Origin of the sequence: Paenibacillus peoriae (assembly GCF_022531965.1) — a bacterium.
In the GTDB taxonomy this organism is placed as follows: Bacteria; Bacillota; Bacilli; order Paenibacillales; family Paenibacillaceae; genus Paenibacillus; species Paenibacillus polymyxa_D.
In genome coordinates this window covers 5,508,935-5,528,190 of sequence record NZ_CP092831.1, presented here as the reverse complement: position 1 = coordinate 5,528,190, position 19,256 = coordinate 5,508,935, and the positions used below count along the sequence as shown (strand labels likewise).

Here is a 19,256-nt window from a genome sequence, read left to right as displayed (position 1 = left end):
TTTTCATACACAAAGAGGACAGGGCGCTTCCTCGCATCCTGTCCTCTTTGTGTTGGGTATAGATTAAGCGTTCGCTTCTTCTTCTTCTGATTCCTGGCTGTCTTCCTCTGCGGGAAGTGCCCACACCGACACACTGCCGGCACGAACGGGAAATATGCCGTAGCCATCCTGCCCGATCTTTACGATATGATCGTGATGCCCGGTCAAATCTATCCATTCTTCCCCTGCACGTTGTTTACCTACGAACATGCGCTTTTCCCCGTCATTTGCGTTGGTGATCACCACAGCACATCCGGAGCCTTCCAACTCAGGCACGCCTTGACGAACCCATCCAATCGTATGAGGATCATCGAAATAATCTTTTTGCTCACCATAAGCTTTATGGTACCGGGCATATAGTAGCGGGTCTAGCTCAGCTTGCTTGCCTTTCACGGGCGTTTGCCCCTGAATACCGTAGTAATCGCCGTAGAACACGCAGGGATAACCGTCCTTGCGCAGCAAGATAAGTGCATAGGCGCTGGGCTTAAACCAGTCCTCCACCCAGGATTCGAGCGCTTCGTGCGGCTGGGAATCATGATTATCGACAAAAGTAACCGAGTTCAGGGGATGGGTATGAACCAGCGTATCCTCGAAAATGGTGCTTAGATCGAAATCCTTGCCACCCAAGGAAGCGCTATGTAGTTTGTAGTGGAGGGATACGTCAAACAGGTCGATTTTATAATCAATGGTATCCAGGAACTTTTGACATGATTCCAGATCCGGTTTCCAAAACTCGCCTACCATATAAAAATCCTGCCCGCGTTTTTTAATCATTTCTGTAGCAAACTCTCGTACAAATTCATGATTAATATGCTTGATTGCATCCAGACGGAATCCGTTGCATTGCAGAGTGTCCACCAGCCATTTGCCCCAGCGGATCATCTCTTTGCGCACATCCTGATGATTATAGTCAATATTGGCGAACATTAAATAATCATAATTGCCGAATTCATCATCTACATTTTCGCTCCAGCTTTTATTTTTACCTAAAATACGATAGATTCCTGTCCGGTCCTGGCTCGCATCGTAATCGGTTCCGTTAAAATGTTCAAAGTTCCATTGAAATGTGGAATACTTCCCTTGTCGGCCGGGGAATGTAAATTTAGTCCAGCCTTCGATATCAAAGGGCTCGGAAATGACCTCATTGCGGTTATCCGGGTTGACCTCGACGACCTTGAATACTTCGGTTTCATCCGCACCAGCTTTATGGTTCATGACCAGATCGACATAGACGGCCACACCGTGACGAACGCAGGCAGCAACAGCTTCCAGCAGGTCTTCCCTGGTTCCGTATTTGGTGCGCACCGCGCCTTTTTGGTCAAACTCGCCCAGATCGTAAAGGTCATAGACGCCGTATCCCGTATCCTCGGGCGACTGGCCTTTGGTGACAGGTGGAATCCATATCGCGTCAATTCCTTTGGCCTTCAGTTCCGGTGCCAGGCGGGCAAGCTTCTTCCAGTGAGAACCGTCAGCTTCGACATTCCACTCGAAAAATTGCATCATCGTATGGTTCCTTTTCATGTGCGTCCCTCCTTTATATATAACAAGTTACCCACCAAGTGAGGGGGGCTAAACGTCAGACGGTCAATATGATGCTGAATGAAGAACAAGGATCGCTGTATAACGTATGCTAAATCATTAAAATTTGTTATACCTGAGTGTTCATAATGTCTCAATAGCTAGAAAAGGGAACGTGAAAACGGTAAAATGAATCTAACTTAACAATAGTTCGGGTTTTGGGCAAACCGTGGAGCGCGAGCAATAGAAGAAAGGAGGGGTGGACGTGACAGAACCGCAGCAGAATAAGGATGAAACGAGCAAAGCGCTGATAAAAAAATGTACGTATTGTCAGGAGATGAAACCTTTAACGGACTTTCAGCGCAGAACGGGTCGCCGGGCGGGTCCTTATTCCCGGCGTGGTCCTTGCCGTTCCTGCCGGGGGTTGGCCCCGCAAGAACGTGCGGCTACGTCCGCTCCTTCCGGCGAGGAAGCGAACCTCTCGGCTGCTCCCGTGACGCAACATAGCCTTGAAGCAAATACGGCTGTGCACAGCCTGGAGGCGTCACTACCTATGGAGGCACAGCGCCCCCGCAGGAAGCCGGTCACGGATAAAGCACGCGAGCGCCATCGGCAACGGGTTCGGCATCTGCTTAGCAGGCTGAAGCCTGCGGATACTCGGGCGTTGCGGCTCAATCGTAATGGCATGATTCGGCTAAGAGGTAAAACCGATCAGGGGAGACGCTGGCATCAAGAGATTGAGCTTGATCTGGCCATGACCCTGGTCAGAGAGCGTATGGCGGTGATTGTTAATCCTTACACCGTGCGCAGACTGTATAGCAACAAGGAATTTCGCCAATATGTGCTTAAGCGTGACCGCTATACTTGTTTCTTTTGCGGGGGCTACGGTGACACGATTGATCATTTACTGCCTCGGGCAAAAGGGGGCCACACGACGCCAGTCAATTGTGTATGTGCTTGCAATGAATGCAATCAAGTTAAGGCTGCCCGCGATGTAGATGAGTTCATTGAGTCTGGTGTGCCACAGCCGTCTCCTGATGATTTCGAACCACCTGATATTCCTGATGCTTCTGAAGACACCCTACGTAGGTAGGGCGATTCTGCCAATGCAGCTTGTTCGCCCGACCCACAAGTGGCGATGATCGGGCCTCTGTATGAATATATTTTGGGTTATTTTCATATAATCGAACTGAAACGTACGCTCTCTATTACCCTCCTCTAGTCTAAAATGACCCTTTTTCAAGGGAAACTTGGACAAAAATCGAGCTTATTCTAATTTTTATCTAAAATAACAATAAAAAATTTGCAGAAATTTGTGCAAATTTAAAATTTCTTCGACGATTGTGTTGTGAAAGGTGTAATATAGAGGTATAGGGTTCCGTTTCGGCCTGTTGTAGTCACGAAGGAACGCTTCGTGAGATATTCCGCAGCAGTAACAACAGAATAACGTCTGAGCAATATACAATTGGCATCTGCGATAAATCAGTCTTGCCCTTTAGGGTATAGGCCGGTTTAAGCTGTGCTTCTTGTATGTTTAAGGGCGTGAATTCAATGAACGTTTTATTGCTAGAGTTTATGGATACAGGTTACGAGAGAGGATGGACTTCTATTTTCACAGTAAAGGAGGACGTTCACGCATGTCTGAAAACCAACAAGAGGTGGCAGTAACACAAGAAGCTACCAAAGAGTCTCGGGATGTACTGGACCAATTGATGAAACCGGAGGTTCAGCAATCGCTGACCGTACTGGTAGAGAATCTGCCAAAGTTGACTGAGATGGTTACTTTGATGACCGACGCTTATGATGTAGCTCGCAGTCTGGCAACTGACCCTGTCTTTATCGGAGATATGAAAAACTCCATGGGAGAGTTTGTGAAGCCTGTAACAGAATCGGCTAAAGGATTGGCTTCTGCTGCGATTGAAGCAAATGACCGTGTACAAACTACGGATGGCAGTGTAGGTCTGTTCGGCCTGCTCAAAATGCTTAAAGATCCGAATGTACAAAAAACGCTGCGTTTCAGCCAGGCTTTCCTGGATATTCTGAATGAGCGCCAACGCGAAAGCAAATAATTACCTGATCGAGAACGGAGGATGGACATGTCGAAGCAAATTTTGATCTTGGGCGGCGGATACGGCGGATTGCTGGCCGCTCTTACAGCACGCCAGCATATGGACGCTAGTCAAGCAACCATTACAGTGGTTAACCGCTTTGCGTCGCACCAAATTATTACGGAACTGCACCGTTTAGCGGCAGGTACAATTGCCGAAAAAGCTGTGGCGCTTCCTTTGGAAAAACTGCTGCGTAACAAAGAAATTATCCTGAAAGTGGATACGGTTTCTGAAATTAAGCCTGACGATAAAAAAGTAACCCTGGCCAGTGGTGCTACATTGAGCTATGACGCTCTCGTTATTTCCCTCGGCAGTGAAACGGCTTACTTCGGTATTCCAGGACTGCAAGAGCATAGCTTCACGCTGAAATCCGTGGCAGAAGCCAATCGCATTCGCGCACATGTGGAAGCTCGTCTGGATGCTTACAAGCAATCCGGTAACCAAGCGGACGCTACAATTGTTATCGGTGGTGGCGGTCTGACTGGCGTTGAGCTGGTGGGCGAATATGCTGACAAATTGCCTGCAATTTGTCGCGAAAAAGGTATCAACTACGAAGATATCAACTTGTATTGCGTAGAAGCTGGACCATCTATTTTGGCAGGCTTCCCTCAACCACTGGTTGATCGTGCCGTAACAAGCCTTGAAAAACGTGGCGTTCAAATCGTAGCGGGTGTTCCGATTACAGAAATGAAAGCTGACGAAGTTCTCCTGAAAGACGGACGTTCGATCAAAACGAACACACTGATCTGGACAGGCGGCGTACAAGGTAATGCACTGGTTGGCGCATCTGGTATCGAAGTAAACCGTGGTCGTGCAACTGTGAATAGTGCACTGCAATCGACTTCTCACGAAGACATCTTCCTCGCTGGCGACAGCGCAGTGGTGTTCCCGGCTGAAGGCGAGCGTCCATACCCTCCAACGGCACAGTTGGCTTGGCAAATGGGCGAATTAGTTGGTTACAACATCTTCGCTTATTTCAACGGGGCGAAAATGGAAAGCTTTACACCAGTATTCTCCGGTACACTGGGCAGCTTGGGCAGAACAGACGCGATCGGCACTGTAGGCGCGAATGGCACCCAACTGAAAGGCGCTGTAGCCACTTTGATGAAGGAAGGCAGTAACATCCGTTACTTGTCCCACATCAAAGGACTTTTTGCATTGGCCTATTAATATTTCCTACTTTTATATGCTTTATCCAAAGAGAGTGCAATTCTGTGCTCTCTTTTTGTTTTGCAGTTTAATCCATTATAAACCAGTATATGTAAAATGTCATGTGTATTTTTGGATATATGTTGAAAATTATGGTTGATCTGATATTTCTGTGGCAGTACACTAGTAACGAACAATACGAGGAGGGCATTATGAAAATCAGGTTATTAATCAGCCTTATGATTGTATTAAGTTTTGGTGCTACAAACATGAATTTGGTATCTGCTCAAGCTCAAGGACAAACGCCCATACACCTGAAGGTCAATGATCATTACGTTTTATACACCTACCCTGCATCACCTTTTGTGGATAAGAAGGGGAGACTGCTTATACCGCTCCAAGCGGCTGAGGATATACTGGACGGCAAAATAACTTATAATGCAGCGAACAAAACCGCTTCGGTTGATCTGTTGGGCCGTAATGTAACAGCTATGATCGGATCAACCGAAATATCGGTTAATGGTGAGCCGGTGAAAATGGACACAGTCCCTATCATGCTAAGTAACACAATGTTTTTACCGGTATCCATTTTGTTGAAAGATACAGATGCGAAGATGGAGTGGGATTCCAAACGAGGCTTATTGAAACTAAGACATGATAGCTTTACGGAAAGTCCAGTTCTTATGAGGTTTAAGGGACAAGACTTGGCCCAAGTCATTGACGCGAACGCGTTTGATCTTACTTCTTTTGACTGGGATAAAAAGAAGGATGTATTGAATATTCATGCTACTTATAAGAGCGACTTATCGCCCGCCTTCAAGCAAATTGACTTTAATCCTATGATTGTTTATAGCAAAGGGACCTATAGTGTAAATCCTTATTCTAGACCCAGTATGTTTTACAAAGTGAAAACCACCACTCCTGGTAATTTGGTTTATACGAGAAATATCGATACAACCGATGCGGATAAAGACTATATAAAATATATTACTTCTGTAGGCAGATTGATTGAGTAGTGGAATATATGTTGCTTGTACATCACAAAAAAGCGACAAAGGCTTAAGGGCCTTTGTCGCTTTTTTTGAGAGATTAATCTTAGAAGGTAATGATTTGACTATTGTTTCCTTTATTACGTACATATCCAACGACTTTGGATACAGACTGTTTATCTTTAAGATAATCAGTAACGCCATCTGTCAGGTTGTTTTTTTGATTGTTCGAAAGTTTATTCCAGTCATCCGAATTTACATAAACCTCGACGATAGCTTCATTGCTGTCGCCTCTTACGGTGAAATCAAAGCCGACTCCATTATAGGTGCCATATCTATCGGACAAGTTACGTTGGATCGTACTTGCATCCAGAGAAGAAGCTACATCCCTCAAAGAAACCTTACCTCTGCTGTTGATTGTAAAGGTTGCCATTTTATCCCTGTTACTGGAGTTTTTAACCGTACCCTCTATATCGGCATCTTTATACTCTTTCAAAATATCTTCACCGATGTCTTCGAGGAAGGTTTCCTTTCTGCTGCTGGTTAGGTCAGTCCATCTAGATTTCGTCATTTCGATGGTCACCGTAATATCGCTTTTGTTACCATCCAACGTGATATCCGAGTTGGTGCTGTAGTCATCGCTGTGATCATCGTTCAGCTTCTTTTGAAGATCCTTCAAGGAGCTAGAGCTATTTTTGCTTGCTTCATCTTTTAGCGTCTGGTTGTCTTTTTGCAATTGAGCAATGGTAGCGTCTTTCGTCGTGTTTGCTGCTTTCGCTGTGTTGAGCTCTTGAGTCAGCGTCGTAATCTGGTTGTTCAGCGCCGTAACTGTAGATTGATCAATAGGAACGCCGTTGTCAGCAATGACTACGCGTTTGTTTGTTCCATCCCATGTTACTTTTTTATCCAAAGCTGTACCTGCCAGCTTCAGTGGGATATACGTTACGCCATCCAGCAGGAACGGTTCTGTTTTGGCATCAGTAGGAACCTCGGTTCCGTTGTAGATAATTTTGATATTGTTATATACTGCTTGGATCGGCTTAGTCACTTGTGCGGCATATGTGGATTGGCTGAAAAGAGCCCCGGATATGGCCAAGGCGGATACGGCAGTGATGATGACAGGTTTTTTGATAGATTTCAGTGATTTCATTCGTTGGTCTACCCCTTTATTTAAGAATTATAGCCTGGTTCATAGACTAGAGTAACATTAATGCCTACAAAATCCAACAGCTTGGAGAGTCATTATAGGTTGTGCTTATATTGGTTAGACGCAACAGCAACCATAAAAGTTGCCCTGTTTGCGCAAAAGTTTTTCCAAAAGTATCCGAACAACACAAAACAAGCCCGCTGCACAAGACAGCGAGACTTGTAGGTAAAACAGTGCGCCGAAGTTATCCATTCAGGATTATTTGCCGTCCTTCAGTTTGCCTGCTGTTTCCTGAAGATGGCCTTTGGCCTTATCCAGTTTACCTTCGGCTTGAAGGGATTTATTATCGGTAGCGTTTCCGATTTGGTCCTTGATTTCACCTTTGGCTTTGTTCACATTACCTTTGATTTTATCGCTAATTCCGTTATCCTTCATGTTGAAGCCCTCCTTATGTGATCGAACTTTCATTCAGCATGCTGTAGTTAGTCATTACCCGAGCAAGGGTAATACGAAACCAGAGGCTGTATATCACAGACGGGGGTATAATGTTGGATACGGGTTAAATCAGAACGTGAAGTGGGGAGTGAGCGCATGCTCAAAATTTTATTATTTATTCTCGTTATTCAAATTATTTACGTATCGGCGTATACACTGCGCATGATTCTGACGCTGAAAGGACAGAAGTACATTGCTGCGCTCATTAGCACCGTAGAAGTTACGGTCTATGTATTGGGCTTGAATGTTGTGCTTAAGTATCTGGATCAAGTGGCAAGTCTTGCGGTATACGCCATTGGCTATGCATTGGGTATTCTGATTGGAGCATGGATTGAGGAAAAAATAGCGCTTGGTTATGTCACTGTTAAGGTGATCAGCAATGAGATTAATGGAGGAATTGCCAATGCGCTGCGGGACAAAGGATACGGCGTTACAGCCTGGCTGGGCAGTGGGCGTGATGGAGAGCGCCTGGTGATGGAAATTTTGGCTAAACGGAAAAACCAGAATAGGCTGTATCAGTCCATTCTGGAGCTGGACCCTAAGGCTTTTGTCATTACGGTAGAGCCGAAGCAATTTCATGGCGGCTTCTGGACCAAGGCTATCCGTAAATAAACATTTTGGTAAATTGCGCATATTTTTTGGAGCTTGGAGCATATTAATACCCGCACAGGTTGGAATTAACAGTAAGCCGACAGGGGATATTACCCTATAAAAAACCGAGGGGGGATATAGATGTACAGACGCCAGGCCCCGGAAATCATTCCAGAGGAAAATACGGCTATTTGGTCGTGTACAAATGAGGGTTGCAATGGCTGGATGCGAACGGATTTCACCTTTTTGAACGAGCCAGCTTGTCCATTTTGCCAAGCCTCGATGGGGCAGGAAATGCGGATGTTGCCGATTCTCAATCGGGCGGGCAATTCCTTTGTCGCCCAGCGCTCCTAATCCAGGATTCTGCAAGATCCACAATGGAAAGTGAGTACGATGATCACACTGCAATACTTATGAACGTCAAAAGCCGCTCCAGCGACATGCTGAGCGGCTTTTGGTTGTGGAATATTTGATGATCATGGCCTCTCGATGGGCTGCACGGAGTCACGATATACAATATGACCCTGCACCAGGACCCGACCAAAGCGACTGCCGGGATGGCTTATTTTTTTCATCATCGAATCAATTGCGGTACGTGCCATCTGCTCGATGTCTACTCCGACTGTGGTCAGTTGCGGAACAATAAGAGTGGCGTATACATCATTGTCAAAGCCGACCACAGAGCAGTCTTCAGGTACGCGGTATCCCAGAGCAATGAGCTTGTGCACCAGATTGTGAGCGACCTGATCGCAATTACATACAAAAGCAGTCGGCAGCGGCTGAGGAAGCTCCATTTCAACATAAGAGCCTTCGTCGTCCCGGTCACTGAGCACCCACTCGTTACGGAGAGGCAACCTGTGCTCCAGCAAGGATTTATAGTAGCCGAGGAAACGATCCTGAATACTACTGGTGGAATAGAGGTTGCCCACATATGCAATATCCCGGTGTCCCTGGGCGATCAAATAGTTGGTCAGCTCGTAGGCCCCGTAAAAATTATCCGTCACCACGGAGTCGATATCGGCATGCTCATCATAAAAATCGAGAAACATTTTGGGCAGTTCCATGGTTTGTACAAGCTCAATATATGGCTTGCTCACTTGGCCCAGGAGAATGAAGCCGTCCACCTTACGGTCGTAATAGATACGTGGCAGATTAAGCTGTTCCTCGTCTTCGCGATGGAGGATGTGAAGGATGCCGTAGTAGCCGTATGGCTCCAGTGCCCGTGAAATTTGCTGGTAGATGTGCAGATAAAACGATTGGCCAGGGCCGGTAAAACGTTCGGGAATGACAACACCAATGTTATAGGTGAGGCCCTCCTTCATGGACTTGGCAACGGTATTGAAACGATAACCCATTTCGCCCGCGAGCGTCTTAATACGCTCTTTTAGCTCCTCGCTAACCCCATCCTTGTCATTGAGCGCCTTCGACACGGTCACGCTGCTTACTCCCAGCTTATCTGCAATATCCCGCATCGTTACGTTGCTCTTCATTCCTGTTCCGCCTTCCAATTTTAAAAAGATAAGCATCTTGCCTAAATCCAAAGAATGGATGCAAAATGCTGGGGGAATATATTAGTAGCTTAGCTGCCTGTAAAGATACAAAGACTGGCAGCGTAGCTGCCCATAGAACAACAATTAGCCTGCGGGTAACAGTTGTTCTATGGATAGTATACATGGTTCCGCAAGCAGGATAAAGCCTGCGGCTTATGTCTGCTGAGAAGGACGGGAGTGCGCTTTCAATAGCGCTTCATTGTGATGAATCAGATCACGGCGAACAGCGGCGCTGCTGAGAGAGCGCAGCGGGTCGGATGGTGTATTGAAGGTGTAGTCCTCCAGTCGAGCGATGGTGGTTGTCGCTACGTGGATACGGGTGTCACTGGAAGCGTAGTAGATAAAAACTTCATCTTGTTCATTAACGACTGCACCGTTGCAAAAAATAACATTCGAAACGTCGCCCACGCGTTCCTCATCATAAGGAGCTAGAAAGTGCCCGCCGGGCTTAGCAATGACGCGCGTAGGGTCTTCCAGACTGGTGGCAAAGGTATACAGCACATACCGCAGCCCGGCGGCCGTATTGCGTACCCCGTGAGCGATATGAATCCAGCCGCGGCTGGTCTTAATCGGGGCGGGACCCTGCCCGTTCTTGGCTTCGTACACCGTATGATAGCAGCGCTCATCAATGACGTTTTCGTGTTCAATTACGGGCTGTGTAATATCTTTGCACAGGCCGAAGGCGATGCCACCGCCCGAGCCGGTGGAAATAAACCCGTCCTGAGGACGAGTATAGAAGGCGTATTGACCGTCCACAAATTCAGGGTGCAGAACAACGTTGCGCTGCTGTGGGGACTGGGTAGTAATGTTGGGAAGCCGGGTCCATGTACGAAGATCACGAGTACGGACCAGTCCGGCCTGAGCGACAGCACTGGAGGTATCGTGAGGTGGCACGTCAGGATCCTTTTTTTCAGAGCAATAAATACCGTAAATCCAGCCGTCCTCATGCTTCACCAGCCGCATATCGTACATATTTGTCTCTTCTGGGTCGATATCCTCCCATACTAGGGGGGCGTCAATGAATCGAAATTGATCAATGCCGTTATCGCTTTCTGCCAAAGCGAAAAATGATTTTCGATCCAGTCCTTCGGTACGCGAAACAAGAATGTATTTTCCTTCATGATAGATCGCCCCTGGATTCAATGCCGCATTTACACCCAGCCGCTCCATGAAAAAGGGATTAGTTTGCGCATCCAGATCGAACCGCCAGTGAAGTGGAACATGATGGCGTGTGAGCACTGGATAGAGGTAGCGCTCGTAGATACCATTGTAAAAGGTAGTTTTAACCTCATTAGGGCGTGTAATCAGTTCCTCTTGCTGCAATAGCAGCTCATCGTATTTGCTATGAATCATTGGTTTTCCATCCTTTCTAGCATTTCTATGCAAAATCGGCTGTTGTGATAAGGGCACTTCCAAGGGCCTGCAATCTCTCTCGCATCAGGCTTACCATCCGCTTGAACTGACCAGAACCATTCGCCTCCGGGGCGCGGATCTATGATATATTGCCGAGTATAGGCCCACAGATTACGCACAATTTGCAGAAATCGTTCGTCATTTGTACGTTGAAACGCATTGTAAAAACCAACCATCCCCTCGGCCTGTACCCACCAAATACGTGAGGTGTCTACCCGCTCTCCTTCCCGCTCGTTGATGAGCGATCCGTCTGGCTGAACAGCGCGCTCTGCTACCGCATTGGCAATATCCATCACCATATCCACGTATTCTGACGGGTAATAACCCAGCACATTCATAGCGTCCTCAATCAACCAGCTGGCTTCGATGTCGTGACCATATGAGGTCAGGTCAAGCAGAGAGCGCCATTCACGATCGAAGAATACCCCCAATCGTCGGGCAGAAGCATCGTAAACACGACGATATAAAATATCCAGTACGTTCGTCAGTGCATCTCGAACCTCTTCATTTGGCCAGACGCGCAGCAATTGGGTATACGCTTCCAAAACATGAATATGCGTATTCATGGTGATATGCGCGGTAACTCCATTTTCGCTGAGCAGCTCATTAGGCTGCGTGTTCCACAAGCGGTCATACTGTTCGCCGTATGCCTGCCGGGCGGGATCATATCCTTTTTGCTCCAGCAGGTGGAACAGCTCCATAGCTAGTGGCAATGCATTCGGGTCGTCTGTAGCACGTGCATACTCTGCTAGCGCATAGATCGCGAATGCCTGCGCGTATACATGCTTGCACGTGTCCACGGGTTGCCCGGTGTAGTCCACCATCCAATACATTCCTCCATGTAATGGATCAAGCAGGTGATCTCGCAGGAATGTGAATGCATCTCGTGCGGCTTCTGCATAGGTATCTTCCCCTGTTACACGAGCAGCCGCCGAGAAGGACCAGAGTAACCGTGCAGTGGCAATCCCGCCTTTGTCGGCTTGGTTATGAGTGTGCAGATCCACATCCACCTCGCCGTAAAACCCACCGTGTGTCTCATCCTTCAGTCCAAGCCAGAATGGGAGTATGTGTTCCTTCCATTCCTGTCTAATTTCGTCCAGTAGTGTTGCCAAGAGACAAAGCCTCCTTCGGGAAAAATATTAGGTTATCGTTAACTTTACAGAATTATCATATCTAGCTGTTTGTAAACTGTCAACCATGCTAAATTGGTGTTTTTTCATAAGGTGTGACCGATTCCACTTCACAAAAAAAGAATATTGCAATTGACATAGTAAGCGCTAACATAATAAAATGATTTTGTTACTTTAACGATAACCTTATTAAAAAACAACAGGAGGAGTCGTCTCATGAAGTTGTCCAAGGTTTTGATGTCATTACTATCTGTGGTTTTGTTAGCTGGGCTGTTTACTGGCTGTACCTCAAAGAAGGATGAGCCAGCTGCCAGCTCTGATCCAAAGGCCGTGGAAGGTGAAATTACGGTTATCACACAGCGGACAGATATTGTGGATACGGTATTTCAGGACTACGCTAAGGAATTTAACAAGCTTTATCCGAACGTGAAGGTCAATTTCCAGGCATTGGCCGATTATGATGGTCAAATTAAAATTCGGATGGGGACCAGGGATTACGGGGATGTTTTGCTGATCCCTGGCAGTATTCCAGTTGAAGAGCTGCCCAATTTTTTCGAACCACTGGGTACTTATGAGGAGATGAAAAACAAGTATACCGGCATTGAAGAACGTACGGTGGATCATAACAGCTACGGTATTCCGATTGCGATGGTTTACTCTGGTGTGATTTATAACAAAAAGGTGTTCAAGGACGCAGGAATCACGCAGCTTCCCAAAACACCGGACCAATTCCTGACAGCGTTACAGCAGATTAAGGACAAAACCAAGGCAGTGCCGCTGTTTACGAACTATGCCTCTGGTTGGGCACTGACCCAGTGGGAGTCTAGTCTGGCAACATTGGCGGGTACAAAGGAATACGTGAATGTCACACAACCGAATACAGATGACAATTTCACAAAGGGCCAGCCTCACTATGAACTGTATAAGGTCCTATACGATGCAGCTAAAAAAGGCCTGATTGAAAAAGATCCAACGACTACGGATTGGGAGACCTCCAAGGCAGATCTTGCTCAAGGCAAAATCGGTACGATGGTGCTTGGCTCTTGGGCAATTGACCAGATCAAAAGCACAGCTCCTAACAAGGATGATATCGGTTTTATGCCTTTCCCGACGAATGCCTCCAAGGTACTTGTGCCGCTGGCTGGTGACTTTAACCTCGGTATTAACGTAAACAGTGAAAATAAACCAGCGGCCCGTGCCTGGGTGGATTGGTTTACCGAAAAGTCCAACTATGCTGTAGAGCAGGCAGGCAGTATTAGTCCGCTGAAGGGTGCTCCAATGCCTAGCATTTTGAAGCAATACGAAGATCAGGGGGTCGTTTTTGAAACACTTACTCCATCTCCAAAAGGACAGGAAGGAATTGTTGATAAAATCGACAAAATGGGCGAAATTGGTTTGTGGCAGCCTGATTTCAAGAAACGCATTATTGAGGCAGCGGTGGGTAACCGCCCGGAATCGTATGACGCCATTATGAAAGATCTGAACGATGCATGGGTGAAGGCGCGTGCTGAAGTGGCTGCTAAGGAAGCAAAATAGCCATCTGAACTGACGAAAAGAAAGGATCGACGTAGCAGTCGATGGACGGATAGCCAGGAGGTGCAGCATGTTAAAATTTTCGAATCTCAGCTACTCCAAACAAAGATTGGCGATTATTGTTGCCTTTTCATTTATTCCGCTAGCGCTGCTGATCACTTTTGCGTACTTGCCAGTGATCAATATGTTTAAGTACAGCTTTTCGGACTGGAACGGCTATAGTAAGCGTCTGGAATATGTGGGTTTTGAAAACTATATCAAAATCTTTACCGATCCCGAGTATTTCTCGGTGTTTAAGGTCAGTCTGTATTACTTTGTAGCCACGTTTGTACAGATGGGTCTGGCCCTTTATTTTGCAAGCATTCTCAGCTTTCAGACCTGGTTTAAAAATTTCTTTAAAGGCGTTTTGTTTTTTCCTTCCCTGATGAACGGGGTGGCCATTGGTTTTATTTTTCTATTCTTTTTTAAGCCAGACGGCACGCTCGATACACTGCTTCAGGCAGTGGGGCTGGGTTCGTATGTCAAGCTGTGGCTGGGCAACCCGGAGATTATCAATATTTCACTGGCGGGCACGTCGATCTGGAGATACATGGGCTTTAACTTTATTGTATTTCTAGGTGCGATTTCTTCCATATCCAGTGATCTGTATGAAGCAGCCGATATCGATGGGGCCAACCGCTGGCATCAGTTCCGCTCAATTATTTTGCCGAGCATCAAGCGGATTTTGCAGTTGAACCTCATCTTGGCCATTAGCGGTGCGGTCAGTGCATTCGATATTCCGTATATTATGACCGGTGGCTCCAATGGTAGCGAAACATTCGTCATTCAAACGCTTGATGTGGCATTCAAATACAGCAAGGTCGGTTTGGCCTCGGCGATGGCGGTTATTCTGCTGCTGATCGTAATCGCTGTTACGCTGCTTCAACGGTTGCTAATTCGGGGAGAGGAGGACTAATCATGTATAAGCTGAAAAGAATACTGGCTAGCAGCATCAAGTATGCGGCGCTACTACTAGGTGCGTTCATTGCACTGCTACCGATTGTCGTAATTTTGTTTGCATCTTTGAAGACGAAGACTGAATATGCGGCAACCAGTCCTCTGACTCCCCCCGTGAACTGGCTGAATTGGGCTAACTATACCAAAGCCTTTATTAACGGAAATATGCTGACCGGATTTGTGAACACAGCTTTTATCCTGTTGATTTCGATCATCGGAGCCACGTTGACCGGTTCCATGATTGCGTACATTTTGAACCGTTTTAAATTTAAGGGCAAAAGTCTTATGCTAGGTGCGTTCCTGCTCGCGACCCTCATTCCGGGGGTAACGACACAGGTATCGACATTTCAAATTATCAACAAGCTGGAGCTGTTTAACACGCCTTGGGCGGCGATCTTGCTGTATTTGGGAACGGATATTATTGCGGTGTATATTTTTCTGCAATTTCTGGATTCCATTGCGGTGGCGCTGGATGAATCGGCCATGCTGGATGGGGCCTCCTATCTGACGATCTACTGGCGGATTATCTTGCCCCTGCTGAAGCCTGCCATTGTGACGGTGATCATTATCAAGGGCGTTAATATTTACAACGACTTTTACACCCCGTTCCTGTATATGCCCAAAACAAGCCTTCAGGTCATATCGACGGCGCTGTTCAAGTTTAAAGGACCCTATGGATCACAATGGGAAGTCATTAGCGCGGGCATTATCATTGCCATTATTCCGACGTTGATTGCCTTTTTATCCTTACAAAAATATATCTATAACGGATTCGCTCAGGGTTCGGTGAAATAGAATAACGACGAAATAAAAAAAGATGAGATCAAATATCTCGGTGAGAGGAGAATATACGTATGAATAAATTGAATGTGGATTTGGGAGTAAATAGCATGCGAATTTTGGGAGAGAGTCTGCCGAAAATGCCGTGGCAGGATAAGCCTGAGGGCAGTGAGGCTCCGGTATGGAGACATACTGAGAATCCGGTCATTGGGCGGAATCCGGTGCCGGGCATTGCCCGTATTTTCAACAGTGCAGTAGCTCCGTATGAGGGACGGTTTGTAGGGGTATTCCGGGCTGAAACAATTAACGGACGTCCGCATTTGCATCTAGGCTGGAGTGACGACGGGTTGGCTTGGGACATTGAGACAGAACGGTTGCATTTGGTTGATGAGGAAGGGAACGATTACCAACCTAATTATGCTTACGATCCGCGTCTGGTCCGCGTGGAGGATACGTATTATATCATCTGGTGTACAGATTTTTACGGTGCAGCGTTGGGGATAGCCCAAACAAAGGATTTTAAAAGTTTTGTACGATTGGAAAATCCATTCTTGCCGTTTAATCGTAATGGTGTGCTGTTGCCCCGCAAGCTAAACGGAAACTTTATGTTGCTATCCCGTCCGAGTGACAGTGGACATACACCGTTTGGCGACATTTTTCTGAGTGAAAGTCCTGACTTGGTCTATTGGGGCAAGCACCGTCATGTCATGAGTAAGGGCGGACAGGGCTGGTGGCAATCGGTAAAAATTGGCGGCGGACCGGCACCGATTGAGACGACCGAGGGCTGGCTGATGTTTTACCACGGGGTGACAGGCACGTGCAATGGGCTAGTATACAGCATGGGGGTTGCCGTTCTTGATCTGGATGATCCATCTAAGGTTAAATATCGTTCCTCCAACTTCGTGCTGACCCCGGAGGAATGGTACGAGGAGCGGGGCTTTGTGCCGAATGTGGTGTTCCCGTGTGCTACGCTGCATGATGCGGACACTGGAAGAATCGCAATTTATTATGGAGCCGCTGATACGTATGTAGGTATCGCATACACGACAGTGTCCGACATTATGAAGTATGTCATCGCAACGGATGAAGTGGTCGGAGACGACCGTGAGTCTGGCCGGATGTAGCATGTAGGAGGGAACGTGAATGCCGGAGGATATGTCTTTACAGCAATTGCAGTCGTACATGGGGAGCAGCCCAAAGCCTCCTGATTTTGATGCATACTGGGAACGGGCGCTACTGGAGCTGGAGCAGCAGCCACTGAAATATACACTGGAGCCTGCTGATTTTGTCTCTCCGCTGGTGGAGTGTTACCATCTATATTTTACCGGAGTGGGCGGAGCAAAGATTCATGGGAAGCTGGCTCGTCCCAAGCATCTTACGGAACAAGGTCCAGCTTTGGCCATGTTTCATGGATATTCCTGCGACAGTGGTGATTGGTTCGACAAGGTAAGCTACGCGGCACACGGATTCACCGTGCTGGCTATGGATTGCCGGGGGCAAGGAGGGCTGTCCGAGGACAATTTGCAGGTTCAAGGAACGACGGTGCGCGGCCATATCATTCGAGGGATTGACGACCCGGACCCGGATCGGTTGTATTACCGCAATGTATTTTTGGATACGGTACAGGCGGTGCGCATTCTAATGTCTATGGAGCAGGTCGACCCTGAACGGATCGGTGCATTTGGCTGCTCCCAAGGCGGGGCACTAACGGTTGCCTGCGCTGCATTGGAGCCGCGTGTCCGTGTGGCGGTCCCGGTATATCCGTTCCTGTCGGACTATAAAAGAGCCTGGGCGCTGGATGCTACTACATCCGCATATGAAGAACTGGTTTATTATTTTCGTTGGTTTGATCCGAACCATGTGCACGAGGAGGAGCTGTTTTACCGATTAGGCTACATCGACATTCAACATTTGGCAGATCGTATTCGTGGTCGTGTGTTGTTTGTGACAGGGCTGTCGGATATCATTTGTCCACCCTCCACGCAGTTTGCGGTGTACAATAAAATCGTATCAGACAAGGAAATACTCCTGTATCACGAATACGGTCATGAGTATCTACCTTATCTGTCGGATCGTGCCATGAGTGAATTTTTGCGGCTGTAGGGGGTTGAACTTAGCCACAGGCTCCTTTATAGTAATAGCTATAACCTTCGTGAATGCGTAATAAATGAATGCCCCATTTGTATAACCTCAATAATATGGTTTGAGGGTCTCTACCAGGAACCGATAAATCCTGATTACAAAAAGTGTACGTCTTGTACATTTCTTGTGGTCAGGATTTTTTTGCGTAATACGAGGGAATTTACATGACAGCAAAGGAGCTAATGTAATGAACTTCAAAGTAGTTATTTTAACGATTGCGACCTTTACGGTGGGGTTGGTGGAGCTGATTATCGGTGGCGTGCTGCCCCAAATTGCACAGGATTTGAATGTCTCCGTAAGCACGGCAGGACAGCTTATCATGATCTATGCGCTCGTGTACGCTATTGCTGGGCCAACTTTGTTGGCGTTGACCGCCAAAATCGAACGAAAACGACTGTACCTGTGGTCGATGTTTATCTTTATTCTGGGAAGTCTGCTGGCCTTCTGGAGTCCGAATTATGCAGTCTTGTTTGTATCCCGTATCATTACCGCTGCAAGCGGGTCGCTGATCGTGACATTGTCACTGACCATTGCAGTCAAAGTGGTGTCCAAGGCTTATCAGGCCCGTGTCCTCGGTGTCATCTCCATGGGGGTTAGCTCCTCCATCGTGCTTGGTATTCCAGCCGGGGTGCTGATTGGAAATGCGTTTGGCTGGCGGGTGCTTTTCCTGATTATTGCCTTGTTGACGGTCGTTGCTATGATCGTTATCAACTTGTTTATGGAACGGATTCCGACGGAACATGTTGTGCCTATGCGTGATCAATTGAAATCCTTAAAAAATGTTAAAGTCATCAGTGCTCATCTGGTGACCACGCTGACACTGGCGGGCCACTACACGCTATATGCGTATTTCACTCCGTTTTTAGAAAATATGATGGGTTTAAATGCTTCGTGGGTTAGTGTGGCCTATTTTGTCTTTGGGCTGGCGGCAGTGAGCGGTGGTTTTATTGGCGGTTCTTTGGCAGATCGGTTCGGCACAGCGAAAAGTATTCTAGTCGTCGTAGGCGTGTTTATCGCCGTGATGTTCCTGCTGCCACTCTCAATCCACTCGGTTTATGTATTTGCGCCACTATTGATCATCTGGGGCATACTGAGTTGGGCCTTGTCGCCCCCGATGCAAAGCTATCTTATTGAAAATGCGCCCGAATCGGGTAGTATTCAGCAAAGCTTTAATTTCTCCGCACTCCAGGTCGGGATCGCTCTGGGTTCTGCCTTGGGAGGCGTAGTAATTGAGAATAGTGAATCTGTTGCCACGAACGCTTGGGTGGGTGGGGCATTTGTGATTGTTGCTTTTGTCTGCGGCGTATTTTCCATTACCAGAGCCGGGACATCGCAGGCTGTCAGAGGGCACCACTCTGTTTCATAGTTCGCTGAACCATCGCCCTCTTTTATAATACGAGCAAACATGTTATACTACACACAATTATGAAGAAGGAGGTGAGGTAGGTGAATCACGAGATGCTGAACAACCGTATTAGCCAGCTGCCGATTGCTATGGCTGGCATTGTTCATGCTTTTCCATACAACGGGAGAAGTCTGTCCAATTTTAATCATATGGTTGTAAACATCGCGAGAAGACGCCTACCTTAACTCGAACGGATTGCTGTATCTTCCGAAGAGTCGCGGGGTTGCTCCTGCGGCTCTTTTTGTGTTACCCGGGTAAGGGTCTTCCTAAA

The 19,256-nt window shown here is 47.1% G+C and carries 19 protein-coding genes and 1 riboswitch; of the genes, 13 read left to right on the top strand and 6 right to left on the bottom strand.

Annotation, left to right across the window (positions count from 1 at the left end; genetic code table 11):
* Window positions 1-63: 63 nt before the first annotated feature.
* Window positions 64-1,560, bottom strand: coding sequence for an alpha-amylase (locus tag MLD56_RS24515; protein WP_029518697.1), 1,497 nt, complete (start codon window positions 1,558-1,560; stop codon window positions 64-66).
* Between the two features lie 262 nt (window positions 1,561-1,822).
* Between MLD56_RS24515 and MLD56_RS24510 the strand changes: the two genes are divergently transcribed.
* The 4 genes from MLD56_RS24510 (at window position 1,823) to MLD56_RS24495 (ending at window position 5,830) form a co-directional block, all read left to right on the top strand.
* Window positions 1,823-2,650 carry an HNH endonuclease gene (locus MLD56_RS24510; protein ID WP_049817040.1) on the top strand — a complete coding sequence of 276 codons (828 nt, stop codon included), beginning with the start codon at window positions 1,823-1,825 and terminating at the stop codon, window positions 2,648-2,650.
* Between the two features lie 544 nt (window positions 2,651-3,194).
* Window positions 3,195-3,626 (top strand): DUF1641 domain-containing protein, encoded by a 432-nt coding sequence (locus tag MLD56_RS24505; protein WP_029518696.1) that lies wholly within the window; start codon window positions 3,195-3,197, stop codon window positions 3,624-3,626.
* 27 nt (window positions 3,627-3,653) lie between these two features.
* On the top strand, window positions 3,654-4,835 hold the full coding sequence (locus tag MLD56_RS24500; protein WP_029518695.1) for an NAD(P)/FAD-dependent oxidoreductase: 1,182 nt from the start codon (window positions 3,654-3,656) through the stop codon (window positions 4,833-4,835).
* Between the two features lie 191 nt (window positions 4,836-5,026).
* Window positions 5,027-5,830, top strand: coding sequence for a copper amine oxidase N-terminal domain-containing protein (locus MLD56_RS24495; RefSeq protein WP_029518694.1), 804 nt, complete (start codon window positions 5,027-5,029; stop codon window positions 5,828-5,830).
* Window positions 5,831-5,909: 79 nt separating this feature from the next.
* On the opposite strand, the gene MLD56_RS24490 is transcribed toward MLD56_RS24495, so the two are convergent.
* Together MLD56_RS24490 and MLD56_RS24485 are read right to left on the bottom strand one after the other, a co-directional pair.
* Window positions 5,910-6,953, bottom strand: coding sequence for a stalk domain-containing protein (locus tag MLD56_RS24490; protein ID WP_029518693.1), 1,044 nt, complete (start codon window positions 6,951-6,953; stop codon window positions 5,910-5,912).
* 255 nt (window positions 6,954-7,208) lie between these two features.
* Window positions 7,209-7,385 (bottom strand): CsbD family protein, encoded by a 177-nt coding sequence (locus MLD56_RS24485; protein WP_068939077.1) that lies wholly within the window; start codon window positions 7,383-7,385, stop codon window positions 7,209-7,211.
* A 156-nt stretch (window positions 7,386-7,541) separates the two neighbouring features.
* On the opposite strand from MLD56_RS24485, the gene MLD56_RS24480 reads away from it, so the two are divergent.
* Together MLD56_RS24480 and MLD56_RS24475 are read left to right on the top strand one after the other, a co-directional pair.
* Entirely contained in the window at window positions 7,542-8,057 is a 516-nt protein-coding gene (locus tag MLD56_RS24480) for a DUF2179 domain-containing protein (RefSeq protein ID WP_013312523.1), read from the top strand.
* A 120-nt stretch (window positions 8,058-8,177) separates the two neighbouring features.
* Window positions 8,178-8,390: a cold-shock protein gene (locus MLD56_RS24475; RefSeq protein WP_025721956.1), complete on the top strand. Its 213-nt coding sequence runs from the start codon at window positions 8,178-8,180 to the stop codon at window positions 8,388-8,390.
* Between the two features lie 122 nt (window positions 8,391-8,512).
* Here the strand turns inward: MLD56_RS24475 and MLD56_RS24470 are convergent, their stop codons facing one another.
* The 3 genes from MLD56_RS24470 to MLD56_RS24460 all read right to left on the bottom strand — a co-directional run bounded on the left by MLD56_RS24470 (window position 8,513) and on the right by MLD56_RS24460 (window position 12,111).
* Window positions 8,513-9,526: a substrate-binding domain-containing protein gene (locus MLD56_RS24470; RefSeq protein WP_029518692.1), complete on the bottom strand. Its 1,014-nt coding sequence runs from the start codon at window positions 9,524-9,526 to the stop codon at window positions 8,513-8,515.
* A 213-nt stretch (window positions 9,527-9,739) separates the two neighbouring features.
* Window positions 9,740-10,939 (bottom strand): glycoside hydrolase family 130 protein, encoded by a 1,200-nt coding sequence (locus tag MLD56_RS24465; protein WP_029518691.1) that lies wholly within the window; start codon window positions 10,937-10,939, stop codon window positions 9,740-9,742.
* Window positions 10,936-12,111 (bottom strand): AGE family epimerase/isomerase, encoded by a 1,176-nt coding sequence (locus MLD56_RS24460; protein ID WP_029518690.1) that lies wholly within the window; start codon window positions 12,109-12,111, stop codon window positions 10,936-10,938. Before MLD56_RS24460 ends, MLD56_RS24465 begins: the two co-directional genes overlap by 4 nt.
* A 234-nt stretch (window positions 12,112-12,345) precedes the next feature.
* Between MLD56_RS24460 and MLD56_RS24455 the strand changes: the two genes are divergently transcribed.
* From MLD56_RS24455 to MLD56_RS24425, 7 genes are all read left to right on the top strand, one after another.
* The gene (locus MLD56_RS24455; RefSeq protein ID WP_029518689.1) at window positions 12,346-13,665 is read left to right on the top strand and encodes an ABC transporter substrate-binding protein; all 1,320 of its coding nucleotides are present in this window, start codon (window positions 12,346-12,348) and stop codon (window positions 13,663-13,665) included.
* Between the two features lie 67 nt (window positions 13,666-13,732).
* A complete protein-coding gene (locus tag MLD56_RS24450) occupies window positions 13,733-14,617 on the top strand; it encodes a carbohydrate ABC transporter permease (RefSeq protein WP_029518688.1) in 885 nt (294 codons plus the stop codon).
* Between the two features lie 2 nt (window positions 14,618-14,619).
* Window positions 14,620-15,453 carry a carbohydrate ABC transporter permease gene (locus MLD56_RS24445; RefSeq protein WP_023990883.1) on the top strand — a complete coding sequence of 278 codons (834 nt, stop codon included), beginning with the start codon at window positions 14,620-14,622 and terminating at the stop codon, window positions 15,451-15,453.
* A 59-nt stretch (window positions 15,454-15,512) separates the two neighbouring features.
* Window positions 15,513-16,562: a glycoside hydrolase family 130 protein gene (locus MLD56_RS24440; protein ID WP_029518687.1), complete on the top strand. Its 1,050-nt coding sequence runs from the start codon at window positions 15,513-15,515 to the stop codon at window positions 16,560-16,562.
* 19 nt (window positions 16,563-16,581) lie between these two features.
* A complete protein-coding gene (locus MLD56_RS24435; protein ID WP_029518686.1) occupies window positions 16,582-17,541 on the top strand; it encodes an acetylxylan esterase in 960 nt (319 codons plus the stop codon).
* A gap of 57 nt (window positions 17,542-17,598) precedes the next feature.
* Window positions 17,599-17,698: riboswitch (purine riboswitch) on the top strand.
* Between the two features lie 69 nt (window positions 17,699-17,767).
* Complete coding sequence (locus MLD56_RS24430; RefSeq protein ID WP_029518685.1) at window positions 17,768-18,946, top strand: MFS transporter; 1,179 nt, start codon at window positions 17,768-17,770, stop codon at window positions 18,944-18,946.
* 80 nt (window positions 18,947-19,026) lie between these two features.
* The gene (locus tag MLD56_RS24425; protein WP_165145821.1) at window positions 19,027-19,170 is read left to right on the top strand and encodes an RAxF-45 family protein; all 144 of its coding nucleotides are present in this window, start codon (window positions 19,027-19,029) and stop codon (window positions 19,168-19,170) included.
* The last annotated feature ends 86 nt before the right edge of the window (window positions 19,171-19,256 follow it).